The organism is Cupriavidus campinensis, from assembly GCF_905397395.1.
In the GTDB taxonomy this organism is placed as follows: domain Bacteria; phylum Pseudomonadota; class Gammaproteobacteria; order Burkholderiales; family Burkholderiaceae; genus Cupriavidus; species Cupriavidus campinensis.
In genome coordinates, this window is record NZ_CAJPVH010000005.1 from 42356 (window position 1) to 56944 (window position 14589).

Here is a 14589-nt window from a genome sequence, read left to right on the forward strand (position 1 = left end):
CGGGCGGCCACCCGCCCTCCCCCAACGATCAAAGATCGCCCGGCCGCGTGCACCACGCGCGGCCGGGTATGCACCCCAATGGGGCCCGGCCCGGCCTTCGGCAGGGGCCAGCCGGCCGCTTGCGCCCCAATTTTGCCCACAAGTCTTGCATACAAGGCTGGCATACCACTTGCAATAGTGGTCCCCGTGAGCGAACTCCAAGACAAACCCTCCGCCGACATTGCCCAGCGCATCACCGAGGCCATGCTCGCGCAAAAGCTGCTGCCGGGCTCGCGCCTGGGCGAGCAGGAACTGGCCGCGCTGTTCGGCGTCAGCCGCACGCTGGTGCGCGAGGCGCTGATGCGGCTGGCCGCGCGCGGCATGGTGACCGTAAGCGCCCGGCGCGGCTGGTACCTGATCGAACCCGGCGCCGACGATATCCGCGCCGCGTTTGCCGCCCGCCGCATCATCGAGACCGGCCTGCTGCGCGAGATCAGCGCGGCCCAGCCGCCCAGCGCGCCGGCCATCCACACGCTGAAGGTGCATATCGCCCGCGAAAAGGCGGCGCTGGACGGCAACGACGCCGGCGAGCGCAGCTTCCTGCTCGGCGACTTCCATGTCTGCCTGTGCGCCACGCTGGGCCACGGCCTGCTCGTGGATACCCTGCGCGACCTGACCGCGCGCACCACGCTCGTGGCCAGCCGCCAGCAGTCCGCCGCCGACGCGGGCCGCTCCTGCGCGCAGCACGAGGAAATCGTCAACGCGCTGGCCGCCGGCGACGGCGAACGCGCCGCCCAGTTGATGACCGACCACCTCGGCGAAGTCCACGCCAGCCTGGACGCCGTGCCGGCGGACCCGCTGGCCGGCCTGCGCCATGCCCTGGCGCCGGTTTCCGGCCGCGCGCCGGCGCCCCCGATCTCCGCTTCCTCCCGCTCCAACCCACCCGCTTTGAAAAAGGACTGACCGATGACCCCGACTCCATCGACCCCGCTGTTCTCCAAGGCGCGCCGCGCGCTGCTGCTGGGCCTGTTCGCCAGCGCCAGCGTCTGCGTGGCCGCCCTGCCCCGTCCGGCGCAGGCCGACACGCTCGCGGACATCACCAAGGCCGGCGTGCTGCGCGTGGCGGTGCCGCAGGACTTCCCGCCGTTCGGCTCGATTGGCGCCGACATGGCACCGCAGGGCCTGGACATCGACGTGGCCGCGCTGATGGCCAAGAAGATGGGCGTGAAGCTGCAACTGGTGCCGGTATCCAGCACCAACCGCGTGCCCTACCTGCAGACCCGCAAGGTGGACCTGATCATCTCCAGCCTGGGCAAGAACCCCGAGCGCGAGAAGGTGCTGGACTTCTCCGAAGCCTATGCCCCGTTCTATAACGGCGTGTTCGGCCCGGCCGACATGGCCGTGAAGAGCGCCGCCGACCTGGCCGGCAAGACCGTTGGCGTCACGCGCGGCGCGGTGGAAGACCTGGAGCTGTCGAAGATCGCCCCGGCCAACGCCACCATCAAGCGCTACGAGGACAACAACGCGACGATCTCCGCATTCCTCTCCGGCCAGGTGCAGCTGATTGCCACCGGCAACGTGGTGGCCTCGGCGCTGATCGCCAAGCATGCGCCCAAGGCGCCCGAGACCAAGTTCCTGATCAAGAACTCGCCGTGCTTTATCGGCATGAACAAGGACGAGCCGGCGCTGCAGGCCAAGGTGAACGCCATCCTGGCCGAAGCCAAGAAAGACGGCGCGCTGAACTCGCTGTCGATCAAGTGGCTGCTGCGTCCGCTGCCGGCGCAGCTCTGATCGCCGCCTGATCCCCGCTCCGCTCCCGCTGCAACCGGTCCCGTCCATGGCCTATCAGTTCGATTTCCTGTCGGTGCTCGATTACACCGACGTCCTGCTCAAGGGCATCGCCGTCACGGCACAGCTCACGCTCACGGGCGGCGTGCTGGGCGTGGCGGTGGCCATCTTTGGCGCCTGGGCCCGGACGCAGGGGCCGGCATGGCTGCGCGCCATCGTCAGCGCCTATGTGGAGGTGATCCGGAACACGCCGTTCCTGATCCAGCTCTTCTTCATCTTCTTCGGCCTGCCCAGCCTGGGCGTGCAACTGCCCGAGATGGTGGCCGCCTCGCTGGCGATGGTGATCAACCTGGGCGCCTACGGCACCGAGATCATCCGGGCCGGGCTGGCCGCCACGCCGCGCGGCCAGTTCGAGGCTGGCGCCAGCCTGGCGATGTCGCCGCTGCAGGTGTTCCGCCACGTGGTGCTGCGCCCGGCGCTGCAGAAGATCTGGCCGGCGCTGTCGAGCCAGATCGTGATCGTCATGCTCGGCTCGGCGGTCTGCTCGCAGATCGCCGCGCAGGACCTGACCTACGCCGCCAACTTCATCCAGGGCCGCAACTTCCGCGCCTTCGAGGTCTATCTGGTGAGCACCGTGATCTACCTGTTGCTGGCGCTGCTGCTGCGCCAGCTGCTGCGCGGCGTGGGCCGGCAGCTGTTTGCGCGGAGGGCGCGATGATCGACTTCACGCTGTGGGACATCGTGCGCAACCTGCTGCTGGCGGCGCGCTGGACCGTCCTGCTGTCGCTGGTGGCCTTTGTCGGCGGCGGCGTGGTGGGCCTGCTGGTGCTGCTGATGCGCACCAGCAAGCGACCCTTCCTGCGCCGCGCCACCTGGGCCTATATCGAGATCTTCCAGGGCACGCCGCTGCTGATGCAGCTGTTCCTGGCCTTCTTCGGCCTGGCGCTGTTCGGCGTGGATGTGCCCGCGTGGCTCGCCGCCGGCGTGGCGCTGACGCTCTGGACCGCCGCCTTCCTGGCCGAGATCTGGCGCGGCTGCGTGGAGGCGATTCCGCGCGGCCAGTGGGAGGCATCCGGCAGCCTGGCCATGAGCTACGTGCAGCAGATGCGCCACGTGATCCTGCCGCAGGCCATGCGGATTGCCGTGGCGCCTACCGTCGGCTTTGGCGTGCAGGTCATCAAGGGCACCGCGCTGGCCTCGATCATCGGTTTCACCGAGCTGTCCAAGGCCGGCACGATGATCGTCAACGCCAGCTTCCAGCCATTCACCGTGTATGCCGCCGTGGCGCTGATGTACTTCGCGCTGTGCTGGCCACTTTCGCAAGCCAGCAAAATGCTGGAGAGGAAATTCCATGCCGCTCATCGCCATTGACCAGGTTCGCAAATCGTTCGGCAGCAACGAGGTCCTGAAGGGGGTTTCGCTGTCGGTGGAGCCGGGCGAGGTCATCGCCATCATCGGCAAGAGCGGCTCGGGCAAGAGCACGCTGCTCCGCTGCATCAACGGGCTGGAGTCCATCGACGCCGGCGCCATCACCGTGGCCGGCGCCCATCTGGCCGACACCGAGCTGCAACTGCGCGCGCTGCGGCTCAAGGTGGGCATGATCTTCCAGCAGTTCAACCTGTTTCCGCACCTGAGCGCGGGGCGCAACGTGATGTTGTCGCCGATGATCGTCAAGGGTGTGCCGGAAGCCCGGGCGCGTGAGCTGGCAGAGCTGAACCTGGCCCGCGTGGGCCTCTCGGCCAAGTTCGACGCCTATCCGGATCAACTTTCCGGCGGGCAGCAGCAGCGCGTGGCGATTGCCCGGGCGCTGGCGATGCAGCCAGCCGCGCTGCTGTGCGACGAGATCACCTCGGCGCTGGACCCGGAACTTGTCAACGAGGTGCTCCAGGTCATGCGCGGGCTGGCTGCTGACGGGATGACGCTGCTGATGGTCACGCATGAGATGCGCTTCGCCCGCGAGGTGTGCGACCGCGTGGTCTTCATGCACCAGGGCAAGGTCCACGAGATCGGGCCGCCGGACGAGGTCTTCGCCCGTCCCAAGACCCCGGAGCTGCAGCAGTTCCTTGGCATGGTGGAAGCCTAGGCGCGGGCCTGACCCTGAGACTGCGCACGCAGGTTCTCGGTGGTCTCGCCCTTGCCGTCGGGCTGCCAGCCGGGGGGCATGGTGAGGTAGCCGAGGGCCGCGCCGAGGCTGGGCGCCGCCGCCATGTCGCGGAACAGGCCAATCCAGTGCTCGAACTGGTTCATCAGCGGGTTCACCGTGCGGGACGGCTTGACCAGCCCGTAGCGGCACGGCTCTTCGGCACGCTCGGCCACGTAGGTGCCGAACAGGCGGTCGAACACGATCAGCACGCCACCGTAGTTGGCATCGAGGTAATCGACATTCGAAGCATGGTGCACGCGGTGCGCAGACGGCGTGTTGAACACGTATTCGAGCCAGCCCAGGCGCGGCACCCACGTGTTGTGCAGCCAGAACTGATAGAGCAGGTTGAACATCAGCGTGGCCAGCACCACTTCCGGGCGCACGCCGAGCCAGACCAGCGGCGCAAAGAAGATCGCCGTGCCGGTGAGCTTGCCCGTCCAGCCGAGCCGGTAGGCCGAGGCCAGCGTGAGCTGGTTCGGCGAGTGGTGGACCGCGTGCGTCGCCCAGAAGAAGCGCACGCGGTGCGAGGCGCGGTGATACCAGTAGTAGCAGAACTCCTGCCCTACGAAGAGCAGCAGCACCATCAGCGCGCTGTTGAGCGTGACCGTGAACAGGCGGTGATCCCAGGCGAAGGCGAACACGGGCGTGGCCAGCGAGAGCGGCAGCAACACCGAGAGCTTGCGGCCGGCCAGGTCGGCCAGCGACAGCCAGACCTCCCGCCAGTCGAACGGGGCCTTCGAATTCCGGCGCTTGCGCCAGAGCACCACGGCTTCGACGAGCGAGACGGCGACGATAAACGCCGTGGCGTAGAGGGCGATCCGCTGGACGGATAGTTCGGGGTTGGCGGTGGGAGTCAGCATGGCGTGCCTCATGGGGTAGTCGGTTGGGCATCGGGAACGCACTGTCAGGAACAGGATGGTGCGTCGCGGTGAGCCAAATGTAGGTGCCGCCCGCCAGCCGCGCCATGCGGGAAATATGTCGCCGGATGTCATGCCCGGACCGGTGCCGCGCCGTGTAACACCGCGACATGGTTTGCGCCTCGCGGACTGCCCCACCCCCTCCTATAGTTCGTCCCGTTGCCGCCGCACACCGGTCGGCTCACCTCACCAGGAAGGGACTCACCATGAAACGCCTCGGCTTCGCTACCGCTACCGCCGCCCTCATCGTCGCCACCGTGACCGCCGCCACGCCCGCCTTCGCCGGCTGGTATGGCGCTGGGGCCGTCGTCGTCATGCCGCCGCCGCACGTTGTCTATGTCGCCCCGGCGCCGCGCCCCGTCTATGTCGCCCCGCCGCTGCCGCCGGTCTATGTCACGCCCCAGGCCGAATATGTCGCGCCGCGTGCGGTCTATGTGGCGCCGCCGCCCCACCCGGCTGTGTGGGTGCCGGGACATTGGGTGGGACGTGTCTGGGTGCCCGCACACTACGCATGACTTCGGGTATCGTTCCCGCATGACGGATGGTCACGGAGACATGCCATGGAGGTAGTCAACCGCATCCTCGTGCTGGACGACGAGGCCGAGTTGCGCAACATGCTGCAGCGCTTCCTGACCAGCCAGGGCTTCCGCGTGCGCGCCGTAGCCGATGGCAAGCAACTCGACCGCTACCTCCAGCGCGAACCCTACGACCTGCTCGTGCTCGACCTGATGATGGCACCCGAGGACGGCCTGACCATCTGCCGGCGGCTGCGTGCAGACGGCATCACGCTGCCCGTGCTGATGCTGACCGCCAAGGGCGATCCCATGGACCGCGTGCTGGGGCTGGAAACCGGCGCGGACGACTACCTCGCCAAGCCATTCGTGCCGGACGAACTGGTGGCCAGAATCCGCGCGCTGCTGCGCCGCCAGCGCATTGCGGCGGGCGACCCCACCGTCACCGCGCAGACGCTGCGCTTCGGCGAATTCGAGTTCGATGTCGGCCAGCAGACGCTGCGGCTGCGTGGCGATCCCGTGGAGGTGCATTCAGCCCAGATGCTGTTGCTGCACGCGCTGGGCTCCTCGCCTAACCGGCCCGTGAGCCGGGAGAACCTGCTCGCCCGCGCCCGGGGGCGGGACCATGACGCGCTGGACCGCAGCATCGACGTACAGGTGCTGCGCCTGCGCCAGATCATCGAGGAAGACCCATCCAAGCCCCGCTTCATCAAGACGGTGTGGGGCGTGGGCTACATGCTGGTGGCCGGCGTGGCGTCGTGATGCGGCTGCCCCGGTCGCTGCTGGCGCGCAATATCGCCCTGCTGGTGGCGCTGGTGGCTGTCACGCAGGCCTGCTCCCTCACGGTGCTGCTCCACTACATGCAGCGCCCGCGCATCGAGCGGGCGGCCATCATCTTTGCGGACTATGTGAAGACGCTCGATAGCGTACTGGCCGCGCTGCCGCCCGCCGAAGCACAGGCGGTCACCGCGCGGCTCGGCGCCCAGACGGCAGACCCGGTTCCGGCGCCCCCCGCAGACGGTGCCGCCAGCCCGCTGCGCCTGTTCCGCACCTACCAGCGCGACGTCTTCTTGCACGCCCTGCGCCGTGACCTGCCGCCCGACATGCCGGTGCGCTGGCAGATCGGCGCCCCCGATGCCGAGGAGCGCCTGTGGATCCGCGTGCACGTGGCCGGTACCCCGGCGTGGATTTCCCTGCCGATGACCGCCGATGCCCGCGCCAGCGGCATCCTGGCCGCGCTGGCGCTCTCCACCGCACTGGCGATGCTGGCCGCGCTGACCGGCTACCTGATCCAGCGCCACCTGAACCGGCCGTTGCAGGACCTCGCCCGCGCCGCACGCGACGTGTGCGGCGGCGAGATGCCGGCACCGCTGCCCACGGACGGCCCCACGGAAATCGCGCAGGTCAGCGCCGCCTTCAACCAGATGACCGACACCCTGCGCCAGGCCGAAGCCTCCCGCGCGCTGATGCTGGCGGGCATCTCGCACGACATCCGCACGCCGCTGACCAAGCTGCGCCTGGCCATGGCAATGGCGATGCCACGCGGCAGCGACGACGCTTTCGTCGCTGCCACCGAAAGCTATCTCGACCAGATCGACACCATCCTCCAGCAGTTCATGGACTACGCCGGCAGCGGCGAGCGCGAGCCGCCCCAGCCGGGTGACCTCAACGCGCTGGTGCGGCAGTTGTCATCCGATTTCGCCGGGCTGGGGCACAGCTTCGAGCTGTCGATCGGCAACCTGCCGCCGCTCGACTACCGCCCGGTGAGCCTGATGCGGCTGCTGATGAACCTGATGCAGAACGCCGTGGTCTACGGCCGCACCGGGCTGGCTGTGCGCACCTGGGCCGATGCGGAAACCGCCTACGTGGCAGTGTGCGACCGGGGCGACGGCATCGGCGCCCAGCAGTTGGAACAACTCAAGGCACCTTTCGCTCGCGGCGACAACGCGCGGGGCCATTCAGGCGGCACCGGGCTGGGGCTGGCGATTGTCGAGCGCATCGCGCGGCTGCACGGCGGCTCGCTGCAATTCCGCCCACGTGACGGCGGCGGCCTGGAAGCCGTGGTGGCGCTGCCGCTGCGGCCAGCGGCCTGACATTTCTCGACATACTTGCTGCATGGCATCTGTAGGCGGTTTTTCCCATACTGGGTTCCAGCGATGCACCGACACGCTCCAACCCAACCGATACAGGATTTCGCCATGCAAACCACCCAACTCTCCCTCGTTGCCCGCCGCTTCACACTCGCCACGCTGACCGCCGCCACGCTGCTTGCCGCCGGCTGCGCCAGCGCCGCTACGACCATGACGCAAGACGTTGCCGCCCTCCCCGGCAACGCGGACATCATCTACGTGCAGACCTTCAATGCCAATCCCGATCAGGTCAAGGTGGACAGCCGCCTGATGCAAAAGGTCATGACGATGGCCGGCACCGACAGCCAGGCCGGTAAGGCCGTGCGCGATGCGCGCGAGGCCCGTGACCAGGTGAGCGATGAAATCGTGCGGCAGCTGCGCGCCAAGGGGCTCAACGTGGTGCGCCTGGATGGCCCGGTCCCGGCGGGCGCGAATGCGCTGGTCGTTACCGGCCAGTTCGACAAGATCGATGAAGGCAACCAGCGCCGCCGCATGCTGGTGGGCCTGGGCGCGGGCAAGAGCAATGTGGGCGCGTCGGTCGAACTGGTCTACCAGCCCGCCAGGGGCCCGGCGATGCCCTTGCAGGACTTCCACGCCAGCGCGGATAGCGGCCACATGCCCGGCGTGGCGGAAACCGCCGGCGTGGGCGCGGTGGCCGGCCATGTGGCCATGTCAGCCGCCGCCGGTGGCGCGGCGCATGGCGTCAGTGAACTGCAGCACGACAGCGTCTACAACGACGCCACGCGCCTTGCCGACGCCATCGCCAAGCAGGTGGCCCAATCCGCTCAATCTGCTCAGCGCCCGCTCTCCTGAAGCATGCGCGTCATCAGGTAGAGGCGCGGGACGATGGAATCGAGTTCGATGTACTCGTCACGCGCGTGATAGCCAAAGCCGGACAGGCCAAAGCTCTCCACCACGGCGGCCTTGCCCGACTGGCCCGCGAAGCCGGCATCGGTGGCCCCGCCCGTGCCGGGAAACAGCGCCAGTTGCCGGCCGTCCAGTTCCGCATAGATCTTCTGGGCCTGCGCCGCCAGCTCCCGGCCGCGCGCATTGACCACGAAGGGCGGGCGGCCCTCCTCCATCGTGATGGTGGTCTGCGTATCGGGCACCAGATGGCCCGCGTTGACCTTCTCCTGCAGCGCCGCCTGCAGCTTCTGGGCGGCACCGGCAGCCGTCACGCGCACGTCGCCGAAGGCGCTGGCCGATGCGGGAATCTGGTTGCGCGCATCGCCGGCCTTGGCATTGGTCCAGTTCAGTTGCGAGCCCGGCACGGACTTCGCCACATCGCGCGTCTGCTGCAACTGGTAGGCCAGTTCCATCAGGGCATTGCGGCCCAGCTCCGGCGCCGCGCCGGCGTGCGCGGCGCGGCCCTGGACAGCCATCGTCGCGGAGGCCGTGCCGGCGGCGCCAAGCAGCAGCGACTCCGTCTTGGCCACGGCCTTGGCCGGATTGGGCTCGCAGGACAGCACCACATCGTGCTGCGCCCCCAACGCGGCAATGGCGGCGCCGGAGCCGAGCGAACCGATTTCCTCGTCGGCGTTGAACAGCACGGTCACCCGTGCGAAGTCCTTCCAGCCCTGCGCCTTCATGATCTCCAGCGAATGCAGGATGACCGCGATGCCGCCCTTGTCGTCCGCGATACCCGGCCCGTAGAGCTTGTTGCCCTCCTCGCGGATCGGCTGCGAGGCCAGCGTGTTATGCGGATAGACCGTGTCCATGTGGGCGATCAGCAGGATGCGGCCCCGCCCCGTGCCCTCCAGCGTGCCCTTGACGATCGGGCCGTGGCCCTGCGCCGCCGGCACGCGCTCCACGCTGGCACCCAGCGCCTTGAGGCGCTTCTCGGTGTAGGCGGCCATGCGGTTCAGCCCGTCGATGTCATGGCTGCCCGACTCGATCGACACCATCTCCTTGAGCGACTGCACCACGCCCGGCTGCGCGGCCTGTGCCGCCTGCAGCAGGACCGCGTCCGACCCGGCGGCCAGCGCGGTGCCGCCCCAGGCCAATGACAATGCGATGGAGAGCGCAGCGGGCAGCGCTGCGCGACGATGACGAACGGAACGGGGCATGAGGATTCCTGTGTGGACGGTTGGCGACAAAAACCGATCCTAGCGCCTGCGCGCGCGGCCGGGGAGAGTCAATCCCGCCAATCCACGCGCCATTCCCGCCAACGCCATGCCCCTCAGGAGGTGATTTAACTGCTCAGCGAGATACGGTTGACGACGTCCTCTACGCCGTACACATACCAGGCATCCCGCTCTACCTGCTTGCGCGCGCCTTCGCTCGTGGCATAGCCGTCGAGCGTTACCACACGCTGCGCGGTGCGCACCGCGATGCGGCCCGCATCGACGAACGGATCGGTTTCCAGCACCAGTTGCAGCGCCTCGGTGATTTCCTCATCGCTATCCGCCTCGGCCGGCGCCACCACCAGTTCGTTCACCACGCAGCGGCAGCCGCGCGACCACCATGCCAGCACGCCAGCCAGCCGCATGTGGGAGAGGCTGATCACATTGCCGGTCAGCGTGACCACGCCATTGACGGCGGCCACCTCGATCCAGCCGCTGCGCTCGCCCACGGCCTCGCGGCGTGCCTCGTCCTGGCCCTTTACCTTCGCGCAGATTTTGCAGTTGCGGAAATCGATCGCGGTAAGCAGTCGCTGGCACACGGCATCGCGCAGTTCGCCGTCACCCACCGGCGCGCCGCCATCGGCAATGCGCAGGTGGTCAATGACCATGGTCACGCCGTCCACGCGCCGCAGATGTGCGGCGGCGCGCGTCTTGTCGACGATGTCCGCCACCTCGCCCTCGAGGATCAGCGCGCCGTCGGAAAGCCGCAGGTGAATGGTGGGATGAAGGTGATGGCCCTGATACGGCACATGCGCCAACGCGGCTCGCGCCTGCGTCAGCACCGCTTCGCTACTCTGCTGCATGATGTTTCTCCATGTTTCGTGGAGATGAGTGGCGCGTGCCCCTGCCTGCGAGCACGCGTGGCAGCGACTGGCCGCGCATCAGCCCGCGCGGCCTGTCCGTCCAGCTATTGTAGGCATTCCGATGGGAGCGCGTTGGCGGAGTGATGCCGGCGCCTCTGGGGCGGAAAGGGCTCAGCCCGCGCCGGGCTGGCAGGTGCCGCGCATGCCGGCCAGCACGGCGTGAATCTGCGCGACCACGGCGGCGCCCTCGCCCACGGCGGACGCCACACGCTTGATCGACCCCGAGCGCACGTCGCCGATGGCGAACACCCCTTCCAGGCTGGTTTGCAGGGACGGCACGTGCGGCGCGGCATCGGGCACATCGGCCCCGGTCAGCACAAAGCCTTTCTCGTCGCGCACCACCCCGCAGGTGGCCAGCCACGCGGTATTCGGCGCCGCGCCGATGAAGACGAACAGGTGATGCGTGGTCATGCAGCCCTCCACGCCGCCCGCGCCCCGGTAATACACCCGTTCGAGACGGGCCCCGCCCTCCAGCGCGCGCAGGTCCACGCGGGTGTGCACGGTCACGTTGGGCAGCACGGCAATCCGCTCGGTCAGGTAGCGCGACATGCTGTGCTCAAGGCTGGTGCCCCGGATAAACAGGTGGACATGCTCGGCATGCGCGGCCAGGAACACCGCCGCCTGCCCGGCGGAATTGCCGCCGCCCACCAGCAGCACAGGCTCCTTGCGGCACAGGCGCGCCTCGATCGGCGTGGCCCAGTAGTAGATGCCGGACGACTCGAAGCGTTCGAGGCCGGTCACGTCCGGCCGCCGGTATTCGGCGCCGCTGGCAATCACCACGGTGCGCGCGGCAATGCGGCGCCCATCGGCCAGCTCCACGAACAGCGGACGCCGGTCGCAATACAGGGCCCTCACTTCACATGGAATGCCGATATGGGCGCCGAACTTCTGCGCCTGGGCGAAGGCGCGGCTGGCCAGAGACTGCCCGGTGATGCCCGTGGGAAAGCCGAGGTAGTTCTCGATGCGCGCGCTGGTGCCGGCCTGCCCGCCCGGCCCCCGGCAGTCGAGCACGGCCACGGACAGCCCTTCGGACGCGGCGTAAACTGCTGTGGCCAGCCCGGCCGGGCCAGCGCCGACCACTGCCACGTCGTAGACGTGGGTCGGATCGAACTCGGGAATCAGGCCCAGGCACGAGGCCAGGTGGCCTTCGTCCGGATTACGCAGCACGGTGCCGTCCGGGCAGACCACGAGCGGGAAATCGTCCGGCAGCGGCGTCAGGCGTTCGAGCAGCGCGACGGCCTCGGGGTCCATCGCCGCGTCGAGCGTGGTGTTGGGGAAGCCGTTGCGCCGCAGGAAGTTCTGCAGCGCGAGCAGCCGCCCGTTGTCCGGCGCGCCGACCAGCACCACGCCGTGGCCGCGCTCGATCACCAGCATGCGGCGCAGGATCAGCGCGCGCATGATGGTCTCGCCGACGTCGGCCTCGCTGATCATCATCGCGCTGAGTTCGTCGGGGCGCACCAGCACGGCCTCCACGTCATCGATCACGCGCGCATCCACCACGGCCGGCTTGTTCGACAGCTGCGTCACGTCCGAGGTGAACTCGCCGCGCTGGGTGTAGGTGTGGAGGACGCGCTCATGGCCCAGCCCGTCGCGCCCGACGATCCGCACCTTGCCGGACAGCAGCAGGAACATGCCCGGGCACAGGCTACCGGCCCGATAGAGGTACTCACCGGTGGCAAAGTGCGACAAGCGCCCGAAGCGGCGCACGCGCTGGATGTCCTCCTCGGTCAGCACGGGGAACATCTGCGCGTAGCGCGGATGTTCGCGCACGCCGGGATCATCCTCCGGAACCGGATTGTCGACCATCCCCCCCTCCCGCTCCCGCGCTCGGCCAGCCATCGCTATATATATAGGCCACCGGCTAGGCGGCGGCCCGGCCGGGCGCGTCCATCAGCTTCTCCATGGTGATGGGCAGGTCACGGATACGCTTGCCCGTGGCGTGGTAGACCGCGTTGGCCACGGCCGCCGCAAAGCCGGTAATGCCGATCTCCCCGATGCCGCGCGCGCCGAACTCATTGAAGGCCAGGTCGGGGTAGTCGAGCAGGATGACGTCGATGTCGGGCTGGTCTGCGTGCACCGGCATCACGTACTCGGCGTAGTTGTTGTTGCCCGGAATGCCGTTGCGCTCGTCGTACTCGGTGGCCTCGAAGAGCGCCATGCCCACGCCCATGACGATGGCGCCTTCCACCTGGTTGCGCGCCGTGAGGGGATTGATGACGCGGCCTACGTCGATGGCGCTGACCACGCGCGCCACGCGCAGGCGCGAGATGCCGGGGTCCCAGCGCACCTCTACGAAATGCGCGCCGAACGACATGAACGACATCTTGTCCGTGGGCGTGCCGCCGGTGCGGGCATGGCCCTCGGCGCTGGCAAAGCGCTGCGCGGTCAGCACGGCCGGGTAGTCTACGGTGCGCTTCCCATCAGTCAGGCGGCCATTCTCGAAGCGAAGCGATTCGGGCTTCGCCCCGGCGAACGGCGCGCCCTCCTGCGTGGCGAACGTGCGCAACTGGCCGATGGCGTTGCGCGTGGCCTCCGCAATAGCCGGCAGGACGCTGGCAGTGGCCCACGAGCCGCCCGAGACGGGAGCCGCCGGGAACGAGGAATCGCCGAGCTTGACCTCGATCTTCTCGAACGGCAGGCCGGTCAGCTCGCTCACCGTCTGCGCCGCAATCGTGTAGGTGCCGGTGCCAATGTCCTGGATCGAGCAGATCACCGATGCCATGCCGTCGCTGCGCAACTGCACCCGCGCTTCGGCTGGCGTGCGCCAGGCATCCCAGTTGCAGACGGCCACGCCATAGCCGGCAATCTCGTCGCCCACGCGCATCGCGCCAATGCGCGGGTCGCGCCTGGCCCAGCCAAACTTGCGGGCGCCCTGCTCGATGGCCTCGCGCAGGTGATTGCTGGACCACGGCAGGTTGGTGCTTTCATCGCGCGTGGAGATGTTATCGAGGCGGAACTGCACCGGGTCCTTCTGGCACGCCAGCGCCAGTTCGTCGATGGCGGATTCCAGCGCGAACAGGCCCGGCGCGGCGCCGGGCGCGCGCATGGAGGTGGGCGCGCCCCGGTGCACGTCGATGGTGTGGTGCGTGACCAGCACGCTCGGGCACGTGTACAGGCTCGACGTCATGCCGCCGCAGTTTTCCACGTACTGCTCGATGAACGACGTGGTGTTGATCGACTCATGCCGGATCGACGTGATCTTGCCGTCGGCGCCCGCCGACAGCCGGATGTGCTGCTTCGTCTCCGGCCGCTGCCCCGTGGTCGTGAACATCTGCGCGCGAGGCACCACCAGCTTCACCGGGCGCCCGGTCATCTTCGCCGCCGCGCAGGCGGCCACCGAGTGCGGCCACAGGAACAGCTTGGCGCCAAAGCCCGAGCCGATGAACGGGGCGTCCACGCTCACGCTCTCCGGCGTAAGTCCGAAGATCTGCGCCAGCGTGTTGCGGTGAACCAGCACGCCCTGCGAGGCCTCGTAGAGGTGCAGGTCACCGCCCTCCCACCAAGCCACCGTGGCGTGCATCTCCATCGGGTTGTGGGTCTCCACCGGCGTGTGGTACATGGCATCTACGCGGACCGGCGCGGCGTCGAAGTCCCGCGCCGGCTCGCCACGCGAATGACCGCGCCCGCCGTCCTGCAGCTTGCCGGCCGCCATGCCCTGCTCCAGATTGGCAAGTGCCTTGGCCGGGGCATACGTCACCTTGACCAACTGGGCTGCCTCGCGCGCATGTTCGTAGGTATCCGCCACGACCAGCGCGACGAACTGCCCGGCGTAGTGCACCTTCGCGTCCTCGAACGGCAGGCGGTGCTCGTCCGTGATGCCGGCGGTCAGGATCGTGGCTGGCGAGATCGGCGCCTTGGGCGCGCGGTAGAGCCGCAGGAAATTGTCATGGTGCAGGACGTTGACGACGCCCGGCACGCGCCGCGCGGCCGCGGTGTCGATGGCCGTGACGCGGCCGCTCGCAATCGTGCTGAATACGCCATAGGCATGCAGCATGCCGGGGAGGTTGCGGTCCGCCGTGTACAGCGCGGCGCCGGTGACCTTGAGACGTCCGTCGATACGGCGCGGCGACGCGCCGATGGCATTCTTGTTCACGCTGGACTCCCGTTGTCGAGTGAAGGTCCGCTGGACCGGGGG

Annotated in this window: 14 protein-coding genes; 9 read left to right on the plus strand and 5 right to left on the minus strand. The window is 68.6% G+C overall.

Features of this window, described 5'->3' with window-relative positions; all coding sequences use genetic code 11:
- Nucleotides 1-186: 186 nt before the first annotated feature.
- Genes KHO18_RS04720 through KHO18_RS04740 form a run of 5 tightly spaced genes read left to right on the plus strand, consistent with a single transcriptional unit; the run spans nucleotide 187 to nucleotide 3850 of the window.
- Complete coding sequence (locus tag KHO18_RS04720) at nucleotides 187-942, plus strand: GntR family transcriptional regulator (RefSeq protein ID WP_280527752.1); 756 nt, start codon at nucleotides 187-189, stop codon at nucleotides 940-942.
- 3 nt (nucleotides 943-945) lie between these two features.
- On the plus strand, nucleotides 946-1770 hold the full coding sequence (locus KHO18_RS04725) for a transporter substrate-binding domain-containing protein (protein WP_144196596.1): 825 nt from the start codon (nucleotides 946-948) through the stop codon (nucleotides 1768-1770).
- Nucleotides 1771-1816: 46 nt separating this feature from the next.
- Complete coding sequence (locus KHO18_RS04730; RefSeq protein WP_144196595.1) at nucleotides 1817-2485, plus strand: amino acid ABC transporter permease; 669 nt, start codon at nucleotides 1817-1819, stop codon at nucleotides 2483-2485.
- Nucleotides 2482-3138, plus strand: coding sequence for an amino acid ABC transporter permease (locus KHO18_RS04735; RefSeq protein WP_149137984.1), 657 nt, complete (start codon nucleotides 2482-2484; stop codon nucleotides 3136-3138). The genes KHO18_RS04730 and KHO18_RS04735 overlap by 4 nt, the downstream gene beginning before the upstream one ends.
- Nucleotides 3119-3850: an amino acid ABC transporter ATP-binding protein gene (locus tag KHO18_RS04740; RefSeq protein ID WP_144196593.1), complete on the plus strand. Its 732-nt coding sequence runs from the start codon at nucleotides 3119-3121 to the stop codon at nucleotides 3848-3850. The genes KHO18_RS04735 and KHO18_RS04740 overlap by 20 nt, the downstream gene beginning before the upstream one ends.
- On the opposite strand, the gene KHO18_RS04745 is transcribed toward KHO18_RS04740, so the two are convergent.
- On the minus strand, nucleotides 3847-4770 hold the full coding sequence (locus KHO18_RS04745; protein WP_144196592.1) for a sterol desaturase family protein: 924 nt from the start codon (nucleotides 4768-4770) through the stop codon (nucleotides 3847-3849). The two genes, KHO18_RS04740 and KHO18_RS04745, sit on opposite strands and share 4 nt — an antisense overlap.
- 263 nt (nucleotides 4771-5033) lie before the next feature.
- Here KHO18_RS04745 and KHO18_RS04750 point away from each other — a divergent pair, with 263 nt between their 5' ends.
- From KHO18_RS04750 to KHO18_RS04765, 4 genes are all read left to right on the plus strand, one after another.
- A complete protein-coding gene (locus tag KHO18_RS04750) occupies nucleotides 5034-5342 on the plus strand; it encodes a hypothetical protein (RefSeq protein ID WP_280527753.1) in 309 nt (102 codons plus the stop codon).
- Between the two features lie 45 nt (nucleotides 5343-5387).
- Nucleotides 5388-6101, plus strand: coding sequence for a response regulator (locus tag KHO18_RS04755; RefSeq protein WP_211942848.1), 714 nt, complete (start codon nucleotides 5388-5390; stop codon nucleotides 6099-6101).
- Nucleotides 6101-7432 carry an ATP-binding protein gene (locus KHO18_RS04760; RefSeq protein WP_211942849.1) on the plus strand — a complete coding sequence of 444 codons (1332 nt, stop codon included), beginning with the start codon at nucleotides 6101-6103 and terminating at the stop codon, nucleotides 7430-7432. Before KHO18_RS04755 ends, KHO18_RS04760 begins: the two co-directional genes overlap by 1 nt.
- 105 nt (nucleotides 7433-7537) lie before the next feature.
- A complete protein-coding gene (locus KHO18_RS04765) occupies nucleotides 7538-8281 on the plus strand; it encodes a DUF4410 domain-containing protein (protein WP_211942850.1) in 744 nt (247 codons plus the stop codon).
- Here the strand turns inward: KHO18_RS04765 and KHO18_RS04770 are convergent.
- From KHO18_RS04770 to KHO18_RS04785, 4 genes are all read right to left on the minus strand, one after another.
- A complete protein-coding gene (locus KHO18_RS04770; RefSeq protein ID WP_211942851.1) occupies nucleotides 8263-9534 on the minus strand; it encodes a M20/M25/M40 family metallo-hydrolase in 1272 nt (423 codons plus the stop codon). The genes KHO18_RS04765 and KHO18_RS04770 overlap by 19 nt on opposite strands.
- Before the next feature lie 125 nt (nucleotides 9535-9659).
- Nucleotides 9660-10394: a BON domain-containing protein gene (locus KHO18_RS04775; protein WP_211942852.1), complete on the minus strand. Its 735-nt coding sequence runs from the start codon at nucleotides 10392-10394 to the stop codon at nucleotides 9660-9662.
- 171 nt (nucleotides 10395-10565) lie between these two features.
- Nucleotides 10566-12260 (minus strand): FAD-dependent oxidoreductase, encoded by a 1695-nt coding sequence (locus KHO18_RS04780; RefSeq protein ID WP_244844544.1) that lies wholly within the window; start codon nucleotides 12258-12260, stop codon nucleotides 10566-10568.
- 55 nt (nucleotides 12261-12315) lie between these two features.
- Nucleotides 12316-14547 (minus strand): xanthine dehydrogenase family protein molybdopterin-binding subunit, encoded by a 2232-nt coding sequence (locus tag KHO18_RS04785; RefSeq protein ID WP_211942853.1) that lies wholly within the window; start codon nucleotides 14545-14547, stop codon nucleotides 12316-12318.
- Nucleotides 14548-14589: the final 42 nt, after the last annotated feature.

Bases quoted from the DNA above. Each gene is read 5' to 3' on its own strand.
- KHO18_RS04750 (WP_280527753.1), top strand. From the start codon at position 5,034: ATGAAACGCCTCGGCTTCGCTACCGCTACCGCCGCCCTCATCGTCGCC.
- KHO18_RS04760 (WP_211942849.1), top strand. From the start codon at position 6,101: ATGCGGCTGCCCCGGTCGCTGCTGGCGCGCAATATCGCCCTGCTGGTG.
- KHO18_RS04755 (WP_211942848.1), top strand. From the start codon at position 5,388: ATGGAGGTAGTCAACCGCATCCTCGTGCTGGACGACGAGGCCGAGTTG.
- KHO18_RS04780 (WP_244844544.1), bottom strand. From the start codon at position 12,260: ATGGTCGACAATCCGGTTCCGGAGGATGATCCCGGCGTGCGCGAACAT.
- KHO18_RS04770 (WP_211942851.1), bottom strand. From the start codon at position 9,534: ATGCCCCGTTCCGTTCGTCATCGTCGCGCAGCGCTGCCCGCTGCGCTC.
- KHO18_RS04725 (WP_144196596.1), top strand. From the start codon at position 946: ATGACCCCGACTCCATCGACCCCGCTGTTCTCCAAGGCGCGCCGCGCG.
- KHO18_RS04775 (WP_211942852.1), bottom strand. From the start codon at position 10,394: ATGCAGCAGAGTAGCGAAGCGGTGCTGACGCAGGCGCGAGCCGCGTTG.
- KHO18_RS04730 (WP_144196595.1), top strand. From the start codon at position 1,817: ATGGCCTATCAGTTCGATTTCCTGTCGGTGCTCGATTACACCGACGTC.
- KHO18_RS04735 (WP_149137984.1), top strand. From the start codon at position 2,482: ATGATCGACTTCACGCTGTGGGACATCGTGCGCAACCTGCTGCTGGCG.
- KHO18_RS04745 (WP_144196592.1), bottom strand. From the start codon at position 4,770: ATGCTGACTCCCACCGCCAACCCCGAACTATCCGTCCAGCGGATCGCC.
- KHO18_RS04765 (WP_211942850.1), top strand. From the start codon at position 7,538: ATGCAAACCACCCAACTCTCCCTCGTTGCCCGCCGCTTCACACTCGCC.
- KHO18_RS04740 (WP_144196593.1), top strand. From the start codon at position 3,119: ATGCCGCTCATCGCCATTGACCAGGTTCGCAAATCGTTCGGCAGCAAC.